The organism is Nocardia sp. NPDC058058 (assembly GCF_042885355.1).
GTDB lineage: Bacteria > Actinomycetota > Actinomycetes > Mycobacteriales > Mycobacteriaceae > Nocardia.
On record NZ_JBHVSA010000002.1, the window covers coordinates 1,757,235 to 1,779,646 of the forward strand.

Consider the following 22,412-nt stretch of genomic DNA (forward strand, 5'->3'; position numbering starts at 1 on the left):
GGCGTGCTGCTTTCCGATCGCGACATCCGTAAGGAGATCGCCGAAGGGCGTCTCGGGCTCGACCCGTACGACGAGAAGCTGGTGCAGCCGTCGAGTATCGATGTGCGGCTGGACAGCCTGTTCCGGGTGTTCAACAACACCCGTTACACCCATATCGATCCCGCGCAACGGCAGGACGAGCTGACCTCGCTGGTGGAACCGACCGCCGGCGAGCCGTTCGTGCTGCATCCGGGTGAGTTCGTGCTGGGCTCCACCCTCGAGGTGTGCAGCCTGCCCGACGATCTGGCGGGCCGCCTGGAGGGCAAGTCGAGTCTGGGCCGCCTCGGCCTGCTCACCCATTCCACCGCGGGTTTCATCGATCCGGGTTTCAGCGGTCACATCACCCTGGAACTGTCGAATGTGGCGAACCTGCCGATCACCCTGTGGCCGGGCATGAAAATCGGTCAGCTCTGTCTGTTCCGATTGAGTTCACCCGCCGAGAATCCGTACGGCAGCGCCGCCGTCGGCTCCAAATATCAGGGTCAGCGCGGTCCGACCCCGTCCCGCGCCTACCTGAACTTCCAAACGCCATAAGGCAACTGAGCTCTGTGGGTGTACGTACGGCTTCGGGCGTCGTAAGGTGGCGGCGACAGGTAAAGTGACCCGACCGTAATATGCACCGCTCGCACTTCATCAGTGCGCGAGCGTGATCAGTGTGGCAACGAATGGGCAGCGAATGAGTTCGGTACTGGGAGTTTCCGTGGGGGCGGGCGCGGTTCGCGTCGCACGCCCGCTCGCGGGGAATTCCGCCCGGCGCGGCACCGTTCAACCGCAATCCGCCGACGCCTTCGATGTGCAGACCGTTCCGGTCGATGACCGCCGGGTCGAGGAGTTGGCCGCGGACGCCATCGGCGCGGTGCTGAACTCCGATCAGCGGATCACCGCCACCGCCATCGCATTCCGGGACGAACAGCACGCCCGCGCGATTCGGGCCGAGCTGGCTCGCCGCCAGTTCACCGATTACGAACTCGTGCCCGATGTGGCCGCCGCGCTGGAATTCCTCGAATTCTCCGGTGAGCTGCAGGGTTACAGCACCGTCGCGCTCTATGACCTGGGTGCGTCCGGACTTTCGGTGACCGTGGTCGACACCGGTACCCGGCAGGTGAGTTACAGCGAGCGCACCAGCGATATCAGCGGCGATTATCTGGATTCGCTGATCCGCGAACAGCAGATCGCCTCCGGGCGCATCGCGCATCCGCCGGACGCGGCCGGGCTGGCCGCGCTGGACGCGCTGTGCCGCACCGCGAAAGAACAGCTCTCCGAGAGCAGTGCGGTCGCGCTACCGTCCACCGAGGGCCTGGTGCTGCTGTCCCAGGAGAACTTCGAAGCGCTGATCATGCTGGCGGTGGAATCGTCGGCGCGGATGGCGCGCGATGTGATCCTGAGATCCGAGCAGCCGGTGCAGGCGGTCGCGCTGATCGGCGGCTGCGCCCAGATTCCGCTGGTGGCAAGAGTTTTGCGGCGCTGGCTGGGGGTGCCGGTACTGGTGCCCGCCAACCCGGAGACGGTCGCCACCAGAGGCGCCGCGATCCTGGCCCGACCGGTGCGGCAGCGGCCCGCGCCCGCGCCGTTCACCGCCGCCTTCGAGAATTCGCTTCCGCCGCAGCATGAATCGGTGCCGCCACTGCTATCGAGCGCCGGTGCGGAGAAGTTCAGCCGCCGCCGGGAGATCAGCATCGCCGGGGTGGCGGTGGGCGCACTGGTCGTGGTCGCCGCGATCGGCGTCTCGCTGGGCTGGGGTCCGCAAGTACTGGAACACGATTCGCAGAGTTCGGATGCCGGGACCACGTCGGCCGCGCCGACCACCACGAAGCCGGTGATCGAGACCACCACGGTCGTGCCGACCACCACCGATGCCACCAATGAGTCGCTGGCCGCGCCGCCGCCGCGCCGCGAGGCGACCACCACCACCGAGGCCCCGCCGCCGCCGGGCCCGAACACCATCACGATCATTCCCGGCCTGCCGCCGGTGATCGTTCCCACGCTGCCCCCGCTGTTTCCGCCGCCCGGCGGCTGAGTTCTCTGTACCCGCGCGGCGGCTGAATTATTCGCACCAGCGCGGGGTCGAATTGCCCCGCACCTGCACGGATTCGGTCGAATCGGGCAGGAAAGCGGTTGTGTCCGGATCGAACTCGGTCTGAAATGTCGGAAATCCTCGGCGTTGCACAGCCATTCCGCTGCCACTGACGCCGCGCTCCCACCCGCCGGGTCCGCCCCGTCGACTGCCGGAAAAGGGGCGGACCCGGTGGGCCCGGCGCGCTCCGCGCCGGATGCGAGGGCCGGCTGCGTTCAGTCCTCGCTCATATTTCCCACCGCCAGCGCCGTCGTCACGAGCATCGACAGGGGTGGGAGTTGGAGTTCGCGGGCGGGTGGCACCACCCAGTGACAGCCCTCGCGCGTCCAGCGGCCGAGGCCGGTGGGCAGCATGACGGCGCTGCCGATCGCGGGTATGCCGATGTCCAGGCGATTGAGCGCGGTCAAGATCTGTTCGCCCGGACGGGAATCGGGTTCGACGAGAAAGCTCCAGCGAATCTGCCGTGCCAGCATGGGACCGCTGCGCCGCTGCTGTCGCAGGGCATCGCGGACCATTTCGGCGCGCGCCACGGGCAGGTGCAGCACGCCGACCTTGCCGGTGACCGGAAGCATGACGAAGCCGCCCCGTTCGGCCACCGGTAGTCCGAATTCGTGCCGGTAGAAGGACACCCAGTCCTGCACCGTCCGAAGCTTGTCCGTGTTCACCACCCGACTCCTTGCCTCCCGATTCCAGGGTGCGACCGGGCGGCCCGTGTCGTAATGCCCGCATGCCCTCCTTGCGCTGCCCAAGCACTGCCACTGCTACTCGCGCGTAATTTGGTCATACCAGCTATGTTTCGGCTGTGGCCGTGGTCACGATGCGCTCGTACCCTGGACATCGGAGTTCGTTCGGAAGGATGACGTCGTGGTCCGGCAGTGGTCAGGTAAAGAGGCCCGTGCCCTCCGCGATGCCAAACGGATGAGTATCCGAGAGTTCGCGGCGCATTTGGGCGTTCACGAACGTCTGGTTTCCAAGTGGGAGGCCGGTGGCGATCGCGTCCACCCCCGCCCCGTCAATCAGGCCGCTCTCGATACCTCTCTCGCCAGGTCCGACGATATTGTGCGGGCCCGGTTCGCGGCTTTGATCGACCAGCCACTGATCGACCGTCCCGCACCGGGTTTCGATGCGCGCCAGGATGTTCCGGCGCAGGCCAGTTATTCCAGCGACGCGGAACTGCTGGCACTCGTCGATACGGGTGCGATGAGGGGCGATGCGTTAGCGGCTATTTCGGAGAGGGATCTGATCATGGCGGCTGCCCATGAAGCAAGCGAGCACGCCGGGAGGGCGGAGAGTTCCAATGTGGGTGCCACCACGTTGGAGCAGCTCGATGCCGATGTCACGCGAATCGCCAATGATTACGTGCATGTCCCGCCGGTGCCCATGATGGTGGAGATGCTGCGGGTGCGCCGCCGCGTCTACCGCCTGCTGGAGGGGCATCAGCGCCCGGCCGATACCGGTCACCTCTACCTGCTCGCGGGAACTTTGTCCGGATTGTTGGCCAATGCCAGCACCGATCTCGGTTATGTCGACGCCGCGGGCGAACAGGCAAGGGCCGCTTGGGCTTACGCGGAGTTGTGTGGGCACAACGGTTTACGGGCCTGGACACGCGGTATGCAGGCGCTGATCGAATACTGGTCCGACCGCCCGCGCCGCGCGGTGCTGCTGGCGCAGAGCGGACAGCAGTACGCGGAATCGGCGACCTCGCAGGTGCGGTTGCACAATATCGAGGCGCGCATCTGGTCCCGGCTGGGCGCACCCGCCGATACCGAACGCTGTATCCACGCCGCCGACGACGCCCGCGACGGCAATTCCAGTGACACGCTGCACGACGAGGTCGGCGGCGTCTTCGGTTTCAACCAGCCCAAGGCGCAGTACTACGCGGGCGCGACCTACATCCATCTCGGTCAGGCCGAGCCCGCGCTGGAGGCGACCCGGCGCGCCATCGAGCTGTACTCGAACGGGCCCATCGAACAGCGCTCGTACGGCGCGGAATCGCTGGCGCGGGTGGACAGCGCGGCCGCGCACCTGATCAACGGCAGCCTGGACGGGGCCGCCGAAGCCCTGCAACCGGTGCTGCAACTCGATGAGGACAAGCGCATCGCGCAATTGGAGGAGCGGCTCGGCGGGCTGCGGCAGCGCCTGATCCGGCCCGGGTTCCGCGAGGCCGTCGAGGCGCGGCAACTGGACGAGCGGATCGAGGAGTTCTGCGGCACCACGGCCGCCAAGGGCATGTTGCCGCCCGATTCCGTGCGGTGAAAAAAGCTGGTTGCGGGCGGATGGCACCATTGGACGGGTGAGTCCTTCCAGTCACCTACCGCATCGGTCCCCGCGCGTCCTGGAGCAGTCCACCAAACTCCAGAACGTGGTCTACGAGATCCGGGGGCCGGTGCACGCACACGCGGCACGACTGGAATCCGAGGGCCACCGCATCCTCAAGCTCAATATCGGCAATCCGGCGCCGTTCGGTTTCGACGCCCCGGATGTGATCATGCGCGACATGATCGCCGCGCTGCCGTACGCGCAGGGCTACTCCGAGTCCAAGGGCATCCTGCCCGCGCGCCGGGCCATCGTGACCCGCTACGAGGTGGTGCCGGGCTTCCCGAAGTTCGATGTGGACGATGTCTACCTGGGCAACGGCGTCTCCGAGCTGATCACCATCACCATGCAGGCGCTGTTGAACAATGGCGACGAGGTGCTGTTGCCCGCGCCGGACTATCCGCTGTGGACGGCCATGACCAGCCTCGCGGGCGGCACCCCGGTGCACTACCTGTGCGATGAGTCCAATGGCTGGCAGCCGGATATCGCCGATATGGAATCCAAGATCACCGACAAGACCAAGGCCATTGTCGTGATCAACCCGAACAATCCGACGGGTGCGGTCTATTCGACCGAGGTGCTGCAGCAGATCGTGGATCTGGCGCGCAAGCATCAACTGCTGCTCCTGGCCGATGAGATCTACGACAAGATCCTGTACGACGACGCCAAGCACATCTCGCTGGCCTCGCTCGCGCCGGATCTGCTGTGCCTGACCTTCAACGGGCTGTCCAAGGCGTACCGGGTGGCGGGGTACCGCTCCGGCTGGCTGGTGATCACCGGGCCCAAGGAGCATGCCGAGGGGTTCCTGGAGGGCATCTCGCTGCTGGCGTCCTCGCGGCTGTGCCCGAATGTGCCCGCGCAGCATGCCATTCAGGTGGCGCTCGGCGGGCATCAGAGCATCGAGGATCTGATTCTGCCGGGCGGGCGACTACTCGAACAGCGCGATGTGGCGTGGGAGAAGCTCAATACGATTCCGGGCGTCTCCTGCGTGAAGCCGCAGGGCGCGCTGTACGCGTTCCCGCGGCTGGACCCGGAAGTCCATGAGATCCACGATGATTCGAAGCTGGTGCTGGATCTGCTGCTGCAGGAGAAGATCCTCATGGTGCAGGGGACCGGGTTCAACTGGCCGCACCACGACCACCTCCGGATCGTGACGCTGCCGTGGGCGCGGGACCTGTCGGTGGCGATCGAGCGGTTCGGCAACTTTTTGTCGAGTTACCGTCAGTAGGTAGGGGATTGGGACATACGTCCGGTGAACTGGGCGTTTGTCCAGTGTCTGGGTTGCGACAAAGCCAAAAACAAACCGCTAGTACGAAAAAGTTCGGTTTTTAGAGACTTAGCTAGCGCAAAGAACTGACTTTTGTGTACAGTGGTCCTTGGCACTCAGGTGCCCGGCCAGACCTCCTACCCCCCCTGGGACGTCTGGCCCTGGATTGGCTGGCCTACCCCCCCTGGGCCGCCGTCCCGGGCGGCGGAGACATCCCCCTGCTCTCCGCCGCCCCTCCAGGAATTGATCAAGGCCCGATCTTCGCGTCGGGCCTTTTTCCATGCCCGCACCCGGTGACACACAGTGTTTTCCCAGCAAGGGTGCGGTGGCAGCTTCGGGAACCGTTTTCGTTTAGGCTCCCTGAGTGAGCGATCACCATCACCACCATCATGACCACTCCGGACCCATCGCCATCGGCGCCACCGCCAAGTGGGTGGTCATCGGACTGCTCTCCTTCATCGGGGTGCTGGTGGTGGGAGGGGCGATCTGGCTCTGGCCCAGCAGCCAGCACGTGGACATTCCGCTGCCCATGCAGAACGGCGGCGGCGGAGCACTGGTGACCGAGGCCGGAACGGTGATCAGCCAGGACCTCGGACCGTGCGGAAGTCCTTCGCTGGGAAAGCCGTTCGAGGACAAGCCGCAGGCGCCGCGCAGCAATGCGTACAACTGCCAGCGCAGCATCGTCACCATCGACTCGGGAGCGGACAAGGGCAAGAAGACGCTCTTCGAGATCGCGCCCGGGCCGGGACAACCCGATCTGCGCGTCGGCGACAGCCTGCGCATCGTGCGGCAGAGCGATACCAACGGCGCCACCGTGTACTCGTTCGACGACTATGCGCGCGGGCTGCCGCTGAGCCTCATCGTCGGAGCGTTCGCGCTGGTGATCATCGTGGTGGCGCGCTGGCGCGGACTGCGGGCGCTGATCGGGCTCGGCTTCGCGTTCGTCGTGCTGGTGGGGTTCATGCTGCCCGCGCTGCTGGACGGGAAACCGGCCATTCCGGTGGCGCTGGTCGCGGGCTCGCTGATCCTGTACTCGGTGCTGTATCTGGCGCACGGGGTGAATCTGCGCACCAGTTCGGCGCTGCTCGGCACGCTCACCTCCATGGTGCTGGCGGCCGTATTGTCCTGGGTCGCACTGAAGATGACGCATCTGACGGGCCTGTCCGAAGAGCAGAACACCAATGTGGCGACCTATCTCCAGCATGTGAGCATCACCGGATTGTTGTTGGCGGGCTTCATCATCGGCTCGCTCGGTGTGCTCAACGACGTCACCATCACGCAGGCGTCCGCCGCCTTCGAACTGGCCGCCCTGGACGAGAAGGCTTCCCGCCGCGGCATTTTCGCCGCCGCCATGCGGGTCGGGCGGGACCATATCGCCAGTACCGTCTACACCCTGGTGCTCGCCTACGCCGGTGGCGCGCTGCCACTGCTGCTGCTGTTCAGCGTCGCGGGGCGCTCCATGCGCGATGTGCTCACCGGTGACGCGGTCGGCATCGAGATCGCGCGCTCCGCGGTCGGCGGTATCGCCCTTGCCCTTTCGGTGCCGCTGACCACCGCCATCGCGGTCATCCTGGCCCGCCCGTTCGGGCATAAGCCCCCGGTGGCGGCGCGAACCGGAGCCAACCGCCCGCGCCCCGCCAAGCGTGCCGCCCGCCCGGCCGGACCCCGTCCCACCGCGACAGGTGATGCCGCACAACCGGTCTCGCCGCCGCGCGGACCGCGCCAGGCGCCGACGGTGAGCTCGCCGGGCAGGCAGGACGCACCACCGCAGCGGCAGGATGCGCCGCCGCCGCAACAGCACCAACAGCCCTGGCCGGACGCGCCACCCGCCCCCTGGTCGCTGAGAGCCGCTTCGGAACAACAGGATTCGCCCTACGGCGATACGGATCCGTCGCTGCCGCGCCCGCCCTCGAAGCCGCAGAATCCGCCGCGCGGAGGTCGTCACTCCAAGCCCTGATCCCGTCATCCCGGCGCGCTTTTGGCCGGGATCCACAGCTTCTGCTGGAGCTGCACCGGTGTGGATCCCGGCCAAAAGCATGCCGGGATGACGAGGTGTTCGGGCGAGGGTGACGCGCTCGGCGGAGCGCGCCACCCTCTGACTCCGATCCGGTGTCAAGGCGCGGTGTGAGCACCGGGTCGGAGGGTCGGTGCGGTCAGAGGCGTTGCCACAGTGCGGGTGTCGCCGATGGCATCCAGTTCGGGTCGTAGACGGTGTGCGCCTGTAAGCAGCGGTAGCGGCGGCCCTGATAGGTGACGACATCGCCGATCTCGTAGCGCGCGCCCACCGTCCAGGCGTTGCCCGCGGGTTGATCGGTGGTGGTGGGGTGCTGATGGGTGGTGGTCGGCGGTGCGGTGGTGGGCGCCGTGGTCGGCGGAACCGTCGTGGTGACCGGGGGCTTGGTGGTGGTAGTGGTCGCGGGCGGTGCCGTGGTGGTGACCGGAGGTTTGGTGGTCGTCGGCGGCACGGTGGTGGAAGGCGTTGTGGTGGTGGGGGATCCGCCGCCGATCTGTAGATCGAGGCAGGAGTAGAAGGCGTTGGCGGTATCGCCGATATTCCAGATGGCCAGCAGTTTCTGCCTGCCGCTGTAGCCGCTCAGGTCGATGGTGTGGGTGACGCCGCCGGACGGCGGGGGCTGATTGTTGCCGTCGACCAGGCTGACCCGGGTGCCGCCGATGTAGTACTCCCAATTCAGGGTGCGATGCAGGGCGGTGAAGGTCCAGCTGAAAGTCGCTGTGCTGCCCACGGATTGAACCTGCCAGGGCTTGCTGTCATCGTCGAGGTCGGCGAACCTGGCGATATTGGCGCTGCAATTGCGCAGGCCCTTCACGCCTTCCACGCTCTGCGGCTCATATTTGATATCCCCGCAGGACACGATGCTCTTCGCGCATTGCGCCTGCCTGCTCAGCGGGGATGAGACATAACCGTGTGCGTTCGCCACCGCCGTGGGCAGGATCGCCACCAGAAAAGGTGTGAGGCCGATCGAGGCCGCGACAATGGACAGTCTTCTACTGCTAACCACCTGAAACTCCTTGCGAGACAAGGGGGCAGCGGGGGCCGGCATGCTGTCCCGTGATGGATCCGTGACGTGATCCGAATCACTTTGAAGCAGAATCGTGCTCTAAAAGATATGTGGCAGCAACGTTTTGGTCAAGCGATCTAGCTCGAGAAAGTCAAAAATAATGGAGCACAGCAAACTTCGACTGTGCTCCAGCAAACTCTGCATCCAGATCGGATAATTACCTACACCGAAAGTCGCGCCGCCTCGCAGAGCGCGGCCACGCCATCGGCATCGGTGACGAAATGGTCGTACCCGCTCGGCGCGCCGATCTCCGCGAAGGAGACGTCGGTACCGTCCGGCTGCGTCAGCGCGGGCACCGGAACGCGCACCGCCGCATGCAGATCCCGCACCCCGGTCAATTCGATCACCCGCCGTGCGTTGTCGGCGCGCAGGCCGCCGCAGGCCATCACCTGAATTCGCCCGTCCGCCAAGGTGACCAGTCGTGTGATCAGCGATGCGCCGTCGAGCACCGATACCTGCCGTCCCGAGGTGAGCAATCGGGTGAACCCCGACTCCAGCAGTTGATCGAAGCCCTCATAGGGATCCGCGCAGACATCGAAGGCGCGATGGCAGGTCACCTCCATGCCCTCCGCCGCCGCGATCAATTCGGCATTGGCGTCCGCCGCCACATGCCCATGTTCGTCCAGCACCCCGATCACCACCCCGTGCGCCCCGGCCTGCCGCGCCCGCGCCACATCGGCGCGCATGATCGCCACCTCGTCGGTGGAGTATCGGAAATCGCCGGGGCGCGGCCGAATCAGCACATGCACCTGCACCTTCGACGCGGCCGCCACAGCCGCCTCGATCAGCGCCAGATTCGGAGTCAGCCCGCCCACCGACAGCCCGGTACACAATTCCACCCGCGTGGCCCCCGCCGCGTCCGCGATCCGCACCCCCTCGAGCGACTCGACTCCTATCTCGACCCGAACCGCTCCCGCATCCGTCATACCTCGAATTATGGTCGAAGATCACCGACAATGTTTGCCGGGCGTTAGCGAAAAGCGCGAGGGCGCGCTACCGGCCTGGTAGCGCGCCCTCGCGGGTCTTGTTCCGGTGTCAGTTCTTCTTGCCCGGCGCCTTCATACCGGACTTGAAGCCGAGACCGCCGGGCTTGGAAGCCGGGGGCTTGGCCGCGCCATTGCCCTCGGTCGCCGGGGCCGCCTCGGTGGACTCGGCGGTGGTGCCGTTCGCCGCGGTGCCGTTCGCTTCGGCGGGGGCGGATTCGGCGGGAGCCGGGGCCGGAGCCTCGGGTGCCGAATCAGCCGGTGCCGAATCAGCCGGAGCCGCAGCAGCTTCGGCGGCCGGAGTCGGGGCGGCCGGAGCGGCGGTGGCCGCCGCGCCGGGAGCCTTCGGCCCGGGGCGCTTGAGGCCGGACTTCATGGCCAGACCCTTGGGCGCGATGGACGGCTTGGCCTCGGTCGCCTCGGCCGGGGCCGCGCTGGCCGGAGCCGAATCAGCCGGTGCGGCAGGTGCTTCCGCGGGCGTCGCGGTCGCCTCGGCCGGTGCGGCCGCGGACTCGGCGGCGGGCTTGGCGCCCGGAGCCTTGGCGGCGCCCTTCATGGCCAGACCCTTACCCGGAGCCTTCGCCGGACCCTTCATGGCCAGACCCTTGACGGGTGCGGCCGGGGCCGGAGTCGCCTCGGTCTCCGCCGGGGCGGAAGCGGCTGCGGGAGCCGCGGTTTCGGCCGGGGCGGCCTTCGCGCCCGGAGCCTTGAGCCCGCCCTTCATGGCCAGACCCTTACCGCCGGGAGCCTTGGCGGCGCCCTTCATACCCAATCCCTTGGCGGGTGCGGCCGGAGCCGCCGCCTCGGTGGCCTCGGCCGGAGCGGCGTCGGCGGTCGCCTCGGCGGCAGCGGCGGGCTTGGCGCCGGGGGCCTTGAGGCCGCCCTTCATGCCCAGTCCCTTACCGCCCGGAGCCTTGGCCGGACCCTTCATTCCGAGTCCCTTGCCCGCCGGAGCGGCCTTGGCCTCGGCGGGTGCCGCCTCCGCCACGGCGGCCTCGGCCTCGACCGGCTCGGGCTCCGAAACGGGTTCGGGCTCTTCGACCTTCGGCTCCTGAATGACCTTCAGGTTCTCGGTCAGCACCCCGGACTCGACGCGGTTGATCGACTGCAGCATGAGCTGCGCGACATCGACGACCTCGACGCCCTGGCCGACCTCACCGCTGTCCTTGCGGGCGGTGACGCCGTCGGTGAGCATGACGCGGCAGAACGGGCAGCCGGTCGCGATCATGGACGGCTCATTGCCGCCGTTGAGCGTGTCCAGGGCCTCGTCGACGCGGTCGACATTGATGCGCTTGCCGAGCTGCTCCTCCATCCACATGCGCGCGCCACCGGCGCCACAGCACATGGAACGTTCACCGTGACGGGGCATTTCGATCAGCTTGGAGCCCGAAGCCTCCATCAGCTCACGCGGCGCGTCGTAGATCTTGTTGTGCCGGCCCAGGTAGCAGGGGTCGTGGTAGGTGACGTTCTGTGCGACCGGGGACACCGGGACCAGGTTCTTGGACCGCACCAGACGGTTCAGCAGCTGGGTGTGGTGCACGACCTCGTAGGTGCCGCCCACCTGCGGGTACTCATTGTTCAACGCGTTGAAGCAATGCGCACAGGTGACCACGATCTTCTTCTTGGACGCCTCGACACCCTCGAACACCGAATCCAGCACCGCGATGTTCTGCATCGCCAACTGCTGGAACAGGAACTCGTTACCCGCACGACGCGCCGAGTCACCGGTGCAGGTCTCCTCCTGACCCAGCACCATGAACTTCACACCCGCGGTGGCCAGCAACTCGGCCACGGCCTTGGTGGTCTTCTTCGCGCGGTCTTCGTACGCACCGGCGCAACCGACCCAGAACAGGTACTCGTACCCGTCGAAGCTATCGGCGTCCTTACCGAAAACCGGGACCTCGAAATCGATCTCGCTGATCCAGTTCAACCGGTCCTTGGCGTTCTGACCCCACGGATTGCCCTTGTTCTCCAGGTTCTTGAACAGACCCGCGAGCTCGGACGGGAACTCCGACTCGATCAGCACCTGGTAGCGGCGCATATCGATGATGTGATCCACATGCTCGATATCGACCGGGCACTGCTCCACACACGCACCACAGGTGGTGCAGGACCACAGCACCTCGGGATCGATGATGCCGCTGACATCTTCGCCGCCGACCAGCGGGCGCTCGGCCTCGGCGCGCGCGGCCTCCGGAATCTGCGCCAGCGCACGCTCATTCGGCTTGCCCTCGGCGTCGACCAGGCCGATCTCGTCGCCGCCCATATCCTTGCGGCCACCGGCCAGCAGGTACGGGGCCTTGGCGTAACCGTGGTCGCGCAGCGACATGATCAGCAGCTTGGGCGAGAGCGGCTTACCGGTATTCCATGCGGGGCACTGGGATTGGCAGCGGCCGCATTCGGTGCAGGTGGTGACGTCGAGGATGTCCTTCCAGGAGAAATCCTCGAACTTGCCGACACCGAAGGTGTCGTTGTCCGGGTCCGCGGTCTCCATATCGATCGGCTTGCCCTGCGACATCATCGGCTTGAGCGCGCCCAGGGCGACGGTGCCGTCGTCCTCACGCTTGAAGTAGATGTTCGGGAACGCGGCGAACCGGTGCCACGCCACACCCCAGGTGACATTGCGACCGACCAGCAGCAGGAACAGCGCGCCGGAGCAGAGCTTGATGAACGCGAAGATCGACACCATGGCGATCGACTCGGGCAGCAGCTTGGCGACCTGCTCGGTGAAGAAGTCGCTCCAGGTGTGCGATTCGCCGTAGGTGGCGATCTTGCCGGCCTTCACGAAGATCATGCCCAGGCCCTCGACGAGCACGATGCTCTCGATCACGTAGGCGGGTGCGAACTTCGAGCCGCTGAAGCGCGAAAGGCGTTCCGGCACACGGGGATGATTCAGCTGGCGAATGATGATCAACGCCACGATGCCGACCACGGTGCCGATGCCCAGGAGCTCGTCCACGAGGTGGTAGATGCCCCAGGAGCCGATGATCGGCCAGTGGAACTCGGGGTTGAAGATCTGGCCGTACGCCTCGAACCAGAGAATGAATCCGGCGAGGAAGCCGATCATGACCAGCCAGTGCGCCCAGCCGACCGTGCGGAACTTGTTCATGCGCGTATGCGCGAGGAACTCCACGAACATGGTCTTGAAGCGGGGGAGGAACGGCCGCCACCGATCGGGCGCGGACTGCCCGACCATGATGGTGCGCGTTATGTTGCGCACGCCTCCGATGAACGATGCCCAACAGAAGACTGTGAACACCGCTCCAATCGTGCCCAGTGTCACTGTCAGGGCATTCATGTCGCGACCTTTCTGACCGGTTCAACAAGCTCTCCGAGGACGGCCTGGTCCGCCTTGGCTGGCTCGTATCCTAACGGACAGTAAGTTACCCGCCGGTAACTTAGCTGTCCAGGGTTTTCCCACACCGTAAATCCCGGCAAATCACGCGCGTAACAAAGGGCAGGCTTACTTTGAAAGCCCCGCTAATTCGGGGCGTTACGAATGTCGCTAATCGGTCACTGTTCGATTAAGCTCACGTCGTCCGAAGTCTGTGCGCATCTTCACATGCTCGGGGAGAGTTCGCCGTTAGCGCGTAGGCAGGGCCCGAGGGAAGCCAGGGCCTCGCGTGGCGAAGATGCGGACAGCGGATCTACCTGATGATGGATTGGAAAAAACCGAATGAAGTTTCGCAGCACCACTGCGGCGGCTGCCATGGTCATCGGCGCAATGACCATCGGGACGACTTCTGCCCATGCCGATAACGCTCCCGCCCCCGCAGAGCCGACGGGTATCCAGTACTCGTCCAAGCTGGTCGACCAGAAGGTCGGCGACAAGGACGTCAAGACCATCGTCTCGACGCTGAAGAACGGCACCTTCGAGCTCGCCCAGGTCGACGGGGCGACCAAGGAAGACCCGAAGCAGACGATCGTCAACGTCAAGGGCCCGGATGGCGTCACCGCCGTCTCGTTCCCGCTCAACTACTCCGTCGCCGGAACCAAGATCCCGGTCGCGGCCGCGTTGAAGAACGACAACAAGGTGCTCGAACTGGTGCCCGAGAAGCCCGCGGGCTTCGACGCCGCGGCGCTGCCGGTGTTCAACACGCCGACTGTCGCTGTCGCACAGGAGAAGCCGATCGCGGCGGCTCAGGAAATCGCGTCGCCGGTCGAGGACCAGCGCGCGATGAACAACTTCACCACCCAGTTCGGTCTCGCCACCGCCATCGGCGGCTTCGTCGGCACCGCGGTCGGTGTCGTCATCGGCGGCGCGATCGGCATCGCCCTGGGCGCGATCCAGTGCATGACCATCGTGCTGTGCCTCACCGCCATCCCGACCTTCGTCGCGCTGGCCGGTATCGGCGGCATCCTCGGCACCATCGCCTTCGGCGCGCCCGCGCTGGGTGTTGCCGGTATGGACCTGATCAACACCTTCCAGGCCACCCCGGGCACCTCCAAGTGGAGCGACGCGAACATGAACGGCCCGAAGTAGCCTTCACGTCCAGTCGACGCGAACGGCCCGCCCACTCGTTGGGGGCGGGCCGTTCGTGTTTTCGCGGCCGGGCGCGTCGAGCCCGTGCGGCCCGGTTTCAGGCGGGGAGTTCGAGGCGGCCGTGGAAGGACACCGTGCCCTTGCGCCGGGCGAAGCGGCCGAAGGTGCGCTCGGTCATTTCGAAGCGGCCGTCCTCGCGCACCAATAGCACCGTGCTGCACCGGGTTCCGTGCAGCGGATGATTGACGAAGCGGGCCGAGGAAACCCGCTCGGCGAAGGTGCCCAAACCGGTGTCGGGTAGCTCGGCGGTCGCGGCGCGATGCTGATCCGCGAGCACCGCGAGATAACCGGCCGCGTCATCGGGATTCGATTCCACCACCCTGCGTAGCTCCTGGACGCCCTCGCGCACCTTCGGCCAGGGCGGAGTATCGGTTCCGGTGCTCAGCTCGCCACCGGGCTGCAGGGACGCCGCGAGTGCGCCATTGGACAGTCCGTGGAAGCCGGGACCGAGTTCACGCGGGCCCAATCCGCTGCGATTGCCGTGCCACCACAGGGTTTCCAGATCCGAGACCACCAGGTTGTAGCCGTTGTAATCGTCCGGGGCGGCGGCGATATCGCGCACGAACTTTTCCGAATCGGCGGCGCCGCGCAGGAAATCCATCAGCAGGGCCCCGCGCGAGCGGGCATCGGCGCGGGCCTCATTCGGTCCGCGCACATTGGTGACCGCGGCGAATCGGGGTGCTTCCCGTGACAATCCGAGCCAGGTGCCCGGCACCGGCCCGGCCGCGCCGAGATCGCGCCCGGCCAGCAGGCCGGGCACCTCATCCCACCACCGCAGCGATTCGGTTGGGCGCGAGAAGAACTCGTCGCGGTTGGCGGCGACGATCAACCGATACTCCGGATGCGCCCGCCAGCCCAGCAACACCAAACACATATCTCCAGCATGCCGGAAGATCGCTCGCGGCACGCCCGCCTTCGGGTGCCCCAGCGCTGCCAGAGCCACCCCCGTGTACCGCCATGGCATGCGAAAGGGCCGGTAGCCCAATGGCTACCGGCCCTTTCAGTTGCTCATGCTCAGTTGGTGCGGACGCGCAGTCCCGGGTTGTCCGACAGGACCGTGCTGATCGGCTGGGCGAACAGCTGGGGGGCGTTGCCGGTGATCAGGCCGATCAGGTTGGGGATCTCGCAGATCGGGTAGTCGGCGACCGAGGAGGCGCTGGAGATGCCCAGGGCCAGGGTGCCGGTCACGATCGGGCCGCCGCTGTCGCCGGGCAGGGCGCAGATATTGGCGGAGAAGCTCTGGGTGAGCTGGTGATCGCCGACCTGCACGGTCTGATCCACCGCGTTCACCACACCGCAGCTGAAGCCGGTGCGCGAACCCGACTTGCAGACCGGCGCGCCGACGACCGGCACGGCCACACCGGTGATGGCCACCGGCGCCGCGTTCGGCACCCGAACCAGGTTGTTGGACAGGCGATCCCGCGCACCGTCGGCGACCGAGATGATCGAGTAGTCCTGTGCGCCGAGCACCGACTTCTGGAAGCTGCCGAGCTGGGTGCCGATGTGATCGCTGCCGACCATCTCGAACACGCCCGGCGAGTTCGCCCCGCCGGTGGCCGGAATGTTCGGGTTGCAGTGTCCGGCAGAGATATTCACGACATTGTCGTTGCGATCCAGGCCGTTGAAGCCGAGCGAGCAGCGCAGCGACATGCGACCGGCCACCGAGGCGTAGGCCTCACCGGCGGCCAGCGGGCCGTTGCCGTTACCGGCGATGGCGCTCGCCTGCGGCAGGTTGGCGTCCTCGCCACCGGTCGGCGGCACCGCCATCACGATGACGCGCGCCGGGTCGACGAAGCTGGGCAGCGCCAGGCCGGGCTGATCCACCCGCACCGCGATGCTGTTGTTCATGGTGTCGACCGCCACGCCGCGCACGGCCTTGGAGACCGCGTCGGGCTGGCCCTCGAGCCACTTCTGGAAGGCGTTCTTCTCACCGCGCAGGGTGGATTCGCTCTTGGCGACGTCCTTGACGGTGAATCCGGCGTCGGCGGCGGCCTTGCGGGCGGCGTCGATACCCGGGCCGTCGGCCAGTGCGACGACGGCCTTCCCGGCCTCGTCCAGCCAGGAACCCGCGAAAACCTGCGGGAACTGGCGCTGCGCGGTGGTGGAGAAGGCGGCCACCTGCTGGGCGAGGGTGGCCCGGTTCAGGTAGTCCTGCGGGGAGATCTTGAGGTCGCGGGTGATGGCGGCGACCAGTTCCGCGGGCAGATCGGGAGTCGCGGGTTCCGCGTGTGCGCTTACCGCCACCGGTCCGGCGATCAGCAGCGCACTGGCCGCGATCGCTGCTGAACGGACAAGGGACCGTGGCCTGCGGCTCACGGGCGGCGAGGAATTGCGCATACGTGGCAGGAGCATGAGCCGACTATATGGTGTCGGGACCGTTATGCCTACTTATTGCCGCGTGGTTGTGCGGAATTCTCGGGTGTTTCACTCCGGCGGGTTCGCGACTTCGCATGCGCGCTAACGCCCTGTCCGGGCCACTCGCTCTCGAGACTCGCCGGGCCGTCGAACAGCTGCGTGTCGCGGCCCGGTCCGAGTTCGTCGAGTGTTCAGCTTCAGTTCGTCTTCGGGCGGGTGCGCACCTGAATGCCACTGCCCAGTGCGCCACCGGAATTCGCGTCGATATCCGCCAGGATGGCGCGGACCGGAATGCCGAGTGTCGCGGTTCCACCGTACTGCGCGAGCTGGGTATTGGCCTCGTTGCAATTCGGCGCGTCGGCCGCATTCGACCCGCTGGTGATGCCGAGCGCGAGCGTGCCGGACACGATCGCGCCGCCGCTGTCACCGCCCAGGGTGCAGGCGCTGCTGGCGAAACCGCGGACCGTCTTGGACTGGCCCTCGGAGGTGAACAGCTGCGTCTCCACCCGGTCGGCAACCACGAAACCGCAGGTGAACGTGGATGACTGACCCGACTTGCAGATCGGCGCGCCGGTGATCGGATCGGCGGTGCCGGTGATGGTGAGCGTGGTGCCGTTGGCGCCGCGCACCGAGGGCTGATCCATGCCCGCGCGCACCGCGGTGTCATTCAGCTTGATTACCGAGTAGTCCAGCGCATTGCCGCCGCCGAGTTGCGAGCGCACGAAACTCCCCAGCGGTGGGGAGGCGGTCAGATTGCGAATATTGGGCAGATAGACATCGGCCGCCTGATTCGACTTGCCGATATTCGGATTGCAGTGCCCGGCACTGATGTTCAGCGCGTTACCGGCGGCATCGACACTGTTGAATCCGAACGAGCAGACATCGACGCTCTGCAATGACGAATCATTGAGCGAGGTGGGCGCGCTGATATAGGTGTCGCCACCCATCGGCCGGCGTTCCACCGGGCCACCGCTGTCCGGCGAGAGCACCACCTTGATATTCGCGATCAGGGTGGGCAGATTCAGCAGATGCCCGGCCGGGGTGTTGGCCACGCTGAGCACCAGCTGGCTGTTCAGGAAATCGATCGCGACCGAATTGATGGCGCCGGAGATCTCGCGCGGCAGGCTGGTGATCCAGCCGTTCAGCTGATCCACCGAACCTTCCAGATTGTCGGCGCTGATCGGAGCCAGCCGGGTCTGGTAGCCGTCGGCCGCGACGATCTGGGCGGCATCGAGGGAGGTCACCGCGAGCACCGGCTTACCGTCGGTCCCCATCCAGGCGCCGGCGAAATCGTCCGGGCGCTCGGCGCGGAAATCCCTTGCGTAGTTACGTAATTGCTGTGCCTTCGCGGCGCGGTCCAGGTATTCGGCGGGCGACATCTTCAGATCGCGCTGAATGGCCTGCACCAGTTCGGCCGGAAGTTTGTCCGCGGCAAGCTGATCGGCAGGTTCCGCACTCGCGGGAATCGCTGCGAACAAGGGGCCGACTAGGACGGTCGAGGCGAACGCGACGGTTGCTGCTCGGACCGCGGCGCGGCGCGCCATGAACTTGCGCATGGAGTCCCTTCGTAGTGCACCAGCAGACCGACGGTCCCGTTACTTGACGGAACATCGGTCAGCGCACCACTTTAGGGCACAAATCACAAAAGGGGGTTACGAAATCATCCCGGAACCTGCGGCCACGGATCCTCGAACACCGGCGGCGTCGGGAACGACCACGTGGGCACCGGCGGGTACTGGTAGTACGGCGGTTTCGTGGTGGTCGTCGGCGGCGGCGTCGTGGGTCGCGTGGTGGTCGGCGTCGGTTCCGGGGTGGTGGCCGGCGGCGGCGTCGTGGTCGGCGGCGGTGCGCTCGTGGTCTGCGAATCGACCGAATCCGCAGGCGGCGGAGGCGCTTCCGATGCGGGCGGTCCCGGTAGCAGCGGCGGGATCGCACCGGCCGTGGCGGCCGGTTGATTCGCCACCTCGCCGCGCGGCGGTCCGGGCGCGGAATCGTCCTGCCGCAGCACCGCGGCGACCCCCAGGCCACCGAGCAGCAAACCGACCACGGCACAGGCCGCGGCGATGATGTACGGACCGCGACTGGCGCTGCGGCGGGGCAGCTGGACCACCGGCTGCTCGGCGGTGATCGGGCCGACCGACTGTTCCACGGACGTGGCCGCGGGCATCGCCGCCGAATACGCCTGCAGCAGCGGCAGCGCGTTCGGCACGGCCGGGAGGATATCGGTGACATCGGCGGCGTTCTGGGTGCCCGCGTCCGGATCCGGCGGGGTCAGCCCGGCGGGGGTGGCCAGCACCGCCGCCAGTGCCGCGCGAGCCGCGTTGTGTGCGAAGGATTTTCCGGTATCGCCCTCGGGCTGTGGCAGATCGCGCTCGCTGACCAGCACCACCGACTTCAGGCCCAGGTAATCCAGGGCCTCGCGCAGCGCCTGCACATTCGCGTCCGGCCAGCCCGTGGGGTGGGTGGCGTAGAACTCGGCCGGGCCGTTCAGTTGATCGGCGGCCAGATTGATCAGGCAGAAGGCGGCGGTGGCCATCAGGTCCTCGGCGCGATACGCCTCGCCCTCATCCACCGGCATACCCGCCGGATCGCCGACGGCCGCCACGAAACCGCTGATCGCGTGCGAATTCTCCGGTATCGAATCGCCACCGAGCACCGCATCGCCGTCATCGGACATGTGCAGGACCGACTCACGGACGATGTAGTTCACCGGGAGTGCGGCGTCATCGCCGGTCACGACAGCGACGACCGATTCGTCGTCTGCTATCCGCAGGCCCACCCCAGTGGCCATGTCCGTTACCTCACTAGGTGCGTCCGAGTCTGCTCCGCGCCGCGGTCATACCAGGAGGGAACCGTGACCCATGGCGCGGAGCATTGACAATAACTCCGAACGCGAGCTCGCACCGATCCGACGCCGTATCCGGGCCACATGGTGCTCCACCGTTTTCGCGGAGATATAGAGGCGAGCCCCGATTTCCCGGTAGGTCAAGCCCAGAAGTACAAGCTCGGCGACCTCCCGCTCCCGTTCACTCAGGACGGTATCGGTGCGCGGTTCCGGGCGCGCCGCCGGGGCGGTCGGAACGGGTGTGCGCACCGGCGCCTCCGGCGGCCGGGACTGCGCGCGCACCGTGCGCGCGAGCTTCAACAGGGCGGTCGCGGTGGCCGCGTCGGCGGCCGCCAGGGCCGCCTCGCTCGCCAGTCGCGCCGCGTCCCAGCGCAGGCCCAGTCCCGCCAGCCGGGCGACGGCGGCCTGCACCGGTTCGCGCTCGACCTGACCGCGCAGCACCAGCACCCAGGTGCGGCCCGCGTCCGCCAGGGCGGCCGCGTGCGGATCGCCCGCCTCGGCCGCGATCTTGAGCCGATGTGCGTGCGGCAGCAGCTCATTGGGGCTCTCGTGCGCGAGGGCGGCTTGAATCCCGTACCAGTGGAACGCATTCGACCAGGCGGGTGGATCGCCAAGCCCGCGCAGCAATTCCCCGGCAGCGGCCACCAGCGTGGCGATCCGGGCCTCATCGCGCAATCTGATTCCGGCGAGCCATAATTCGCCGATCGGCAGCAGCGCCAGCAGATCCGCGCCCACCTGATCGAACAGCGGATGGGCGGCCCGCCACGCCACGGTCAGTGCGGCGTGATCCCCGGCGCGCCTGGCCAATCCGACGATCACACCGTGTGCGAGCAGCCGGTCCCGCGGATCGAGCCGCGTCATATCGAGACCGTCCAACGCGGTGGCGGCGGACTGCTCATCCCCGCCCAGCATCGCCACCCACGCGGCCAGTACCGCACCCTGCGGGCTCCGGACCGACCCGCGCAAAGCGTCTGCCGCCCGGCGCGGTTCACCCATGCTCGAACTCAGCAGCACCGCGATGGACACCGCTGAACACGGCAGGAATCTATCGCTCTCACCCGGAGTCACCCCGGAATGCGCGGCGTGGATCAACGCCGAAGCCGCGGCCACCGCCGCACTCCGCGCCGGTTCGGTCCCGCGCACCGCGGCCCGCCGCACCGGCGCAGTCGCGCTCAACGCCGCGAACCCGGCGGTATCGATCGCCCGCGGCGGAACAGCCGACCGCGATCCATTCGAATCGGACCAGCCGGGATGCGGTGTGGCGGGCAGATATCCGGTCATGCGCTGCGGAATGTCGCCGGGGTGCTGGGCATCTCGCTGATCGGGGGTGATGGGCGGTCGACGGTCGGCGTCGACCGGGAAGTCGGCGGCCGGACGGGGAGCGCCGCCGCTGGGCCGGGCCGTGGATGCGACCGGGCCGGATGCGGTGGCCGCGCCGGTGCGGGCGGCGAAGGCCGCGGTCACCGCGGGGTCGGGCCGGAGGGCGGGAAGCGGCGGTGCGGGTGGGGGTTTGGGGGATTCGGTCGAACCGGCGAGGGCGTGTGCGATGAGGGCGGCGCGGGCGGTCGCCCCGGTGGGCGGCCAGTTGGCGGCGGAGGCGGACAGGGCGCGGGCGGCGGGGGCGTCACCGGCCAGGTGCAGGACCGTGGCGGCGACGGCCCAGTCCGGGCCGACGCGGTCGGGGCCGAGCCAGGTGTAGAGCTGGGCGGCACGGGCGGCCAGGCCGCGGCGGGTCCAGACGCCCGCGCAGATGCGCACGGCGGCGGCCAGATCGGCGGGGGAGGAGTTGCGGGCCAGCACGGGTTCGGCCAGGCGCAGGGCGGTATCGCAGTCACCGGTGCGAGCGGCGGCATCGGCCCAGCGCAGCGCGATGGCCTCGGGGTTCGCGCCCGCGGCCGCGGCGGCCGCGTAGTGGCGGACGGCGTCGTCGCCCGCCTTCTCGGCTGTGGCACAGAGGAATTCGGCCAGGCGGGGATCGCGGACACCGGCTTCGGCCATTTGCAGGGCGGTGTGATCGCGGAGCAGGCCCGCGTCCAGCCGGGCCTGCAACAGGCGGCGCTGCACCGCGAGCAGGCGGCGATCACCGACCAGGGTGCGCAGCGGCGCGATCGCGGGGGCCAGCAGCAGATCCGCGTCGGTGATCAGGGCGCTGGCGCGAGCGCGATCGACCAGATCCTGTGCGGCCGCCGGGGTCAGGTCCAGCACCTCGGTGAGTTCACCGGTGTCCAGGCCCGCGCCGATGGCCGCCACCACGAAGGCATCCAGCAGTTCGGGGTCGGCATCGTCGAGACGGGTGCGCGCCCAGGCCGCCACCGCATCGTCGACGGCGTTGATGCCGGCGTCCAGGCGGGTGGCGCAGGCCGCGGTGAGGGCGGCCACCACGCCGCCGTGGATACCTGCGGTCTGGCGGTGGATGTGCTGTGCCAGGCCGCGCGGCACCATCATGCCTAATTCCCGTGCGAACGGCGCGATTTCGGTGACACCCAGGGCACGCAGATCGACCACGCGGCCGCGCCGCGCGATCAGATCGGCCAGTGCGCGCAGCTGGGGATCGTGCGGTCTCGCGCGGGTGGCGAGCACCACCGTGCGGGAGCCGGATTCGATGACGGCGCAGAGTTGTTCGTACTCCGCCGGGCTCAGCCCGAGTGCGTCGTCCAGCACCAGCGCGACCGGGCCCCGGTCCTCGCGATCGGACAGCGCGTCGGCCGGACTGTCGGACACGGTGACACCGCGGCCGCGCAGTCGCGCCCGAATGGCGGTCAGCAGGGTGGATTTGCCGGTGCCGGAACGGCCGCGGATCAGATAGCTGCGCGGCGCGGCATCAGCGGAATCGAGTTCGCGGAAGATCTCGCGCGCGCAGGGCAGGGAATCGAATGCGACCGGGGGATTGCCTATCACGGGGTACCAACT

General features: G+C 67.6%; 14 protein-coding genes and 1 pseudogene. 6 read left to right on the forward strand and 9 right to left on the reverse strand.

Features of this window, described 5'->3' with window-relative positions; all coding sequences use genetic code 11:
• Positions 1–3: 3 nt before the first annotated feature.
• The gene (gene dcd / locus ACFVUS_RS22745) at positions 4–573 is read left to right on the forward strand and encodes a dCTP deaminase (RefSeq protein ID WP_387769449.1); all 570 of its coding nucleotides are present in this window, start codon (positions 4–6) and stop codon (positions 571–573) included.
• Between the two features lie 142 nt (positions 574–715).
• Positions 716–2,056: an Hsp70 family protein gene (locus ACFVUS_RS22750; RefSeq protein WP_387769451.1), complete on the forward strand. Its 1,341-nt coding sequence runs from the start codon at positions 716–718 to the stop codon at positions 2,054–2,056.
• 272 nt (positions 2,057–2,328) lie between these two features.
• Here the strand turns inward: ACFVUS_RS22750 and ACFVUS_RS22755 are convergent, their stop codons facing one another.
• Entirely contained in the window at positions 2,329–2,778 is a 450-nt protein-coding gene (locus ACFVUS_RS22755; protein WP_387769454.1) for a hypothetical protein, read from the reverse strand.
• 634 nt (positions 2,779–3,412) lie between these two features.
• On the opposite strand from ACFVUS_RS22755, the gene ACFVUS_RS22760 reads away from it, so the two are divergent.
• The 3 genes and pseudogenes from ACFVUS_RS22760 to ACFVUS_RS22770 all read left to right on the forward strand — a co-directional run.
• Complete coding sequence (locus ACFVUS_RS22760) at positions 3,413–4,369, forward strand: XRE family transcriptional regulator (RefSeq protein ID WP_387769457.1); 957 nt, start codon at positions 3,413–3,415, stop codon at positions 4,367–4,369.
• A gap of 28 nt (positions 4,370–4,397) precedes the next feature.
• Positions 4,398–5,657, forward strand: a complete 1,260-nt coding sequence (locus ACFVUS_RS22765; RefSeq protein ID WP_387770141.1) for a pyridoxal phosphate-dependent aminotransferase — start codon at positions 4,398–4,400, stop codon at positions 5,655–5,657.
• A gap of 403 nt (positions 5,658–6,060) precedes the next feature.
• Positions 6,061–7,329 (forward strand): annotated as a pseudogene (locus ACFVUS_RS22770) (YibE/F family protein); the annotation flags it as partial.
• 520 nt (positions 7,330–7,849) lie between these two features.
• Here ACFVUS_RS22770 and ACFVUS_RS22775 read toward each other — a convergent pair.
• From ACFVUS_RS22775 to ACFVUS_RS22785, 3 genes are all read right to left on the reverse strand, one after another.
• Positions 7,850–8,716: a lytic polysaccharide monooxygenase gene (locus tag ACFVUS_RS22775; protein WP_387769460.1), complete on the reverse strand. Its 867-nt coding sequence runs from the start codon at positions 8,714–8,716 to the stop codon at positions 7,850–7,852.
• Between the two features lie 221 nt (positions 8,717–8,937).
• A complete protein-coding gene (locus tag ACFVUS_RS22780) occupies positions 8,938–9,702 on the reverse strand; it encodes a copper homeostasis protein CutC (protein ID WP_387769463.1) in 765 nt (254 codons plus the stop codon).
• A 109-nt stretch (positions 9,703–9,811) separates the two neighbouring features.
• Positions 9,812–13,057: a heterodisulfide reductase-related iron-sulfur binding cluster gene (locus ACFVUS_RS22785; RefSeq protein ID WP_387769466.1), complete on the reverse strand. Its 3,246-nt coding sequence runs from the start codon at positions 13,055–13,057 to the stop codon at positions 9,812–9,814.
• A 378-nt stretch (positions 13,058–13,435) separates the two neighbouring features.
• Between ACFVUS_RS22785 and ACFVUS_RS22790 the strand changes: the two genes are divergently transcribed.
• Positions 13,436–14,242 carry a hypothetical protein gene (locus ACFVUS_RS22790; RefSeq protein WP_387769469.1) on the forward strand — a complete coding sequence of 269 codons (807 nt, stop codon included), beginning with the start codon at positions 13,436–13,438 and terminating at the stop codon, positions 14,240–14,242.
• Positions 14,243–14,339: 97 nt separating this feature from the next.
• Here ACFVUS_RS22790 and ACFVUS_RS22795 read toward each other — a convergent pair whose 3' ends face one another.
• From ACFVUS_RS22795 to ACFVUS_RS22815, 5 genes are all read right to left on the reverse strand, one after another.
• Entirely contained in the window at positions 14,340–15,176 is an 837-nt protein-coding gene (locus tag ACFVUS_RS22795; RefSeq protein ID WP_387769472.1) for an NRDE family protein, read from the reverse strand.
• A 140-nt stretch (positions 15,177–15,316) separates the two neighbouring features.
• Complete coding sequence (locus tag ACFVUS_RS22800) at positions 15,317–16,654, reverse strand: S1 family peptidase (RefSeq protein ID WP_387769475.1); 1,338 nt, start codon at positions 16,652–16,654, stop codon at positions 15,317–15,319.
• Between the two features lie 200 nt (positions 16,655–16,854).
• Entirely contained in the window at positions 16,855–18,213 is a 1,359-nt protein-coding gene (locus ACFVUS_RS22805; protein ID WP_387769478.1) for a S1 family peptidase, read from the reverse strand.
• 104 nt (positions 18,214–18,317) lie between these two features.
• Positions 18,318–19,448, reverse strand: coding sequence for a hypothetical protein (locus tag ACFVUS_RS22810; protein ID WP_387769481.1), 1,131 nt, complete (start codon positions 19,446–19,448; stop codon positions 18,318–18,320).
• 45 nt (positions 19,449–19,493) lie between these two features.
• On the reverse strand, positions 19,494–22,400 hold the full coding sequence (locus tag ACFVUS_RS22815) for a LuxR C-terminal-related transcriptional regulator (protein WP_387769484.1): 2,907 nt from the start codon (positions 22,398–22,400) through the stop codon (positions 19,494–19,496).
• Positions 22,401–22,412 lie beyond the last annotated feature (12 nt).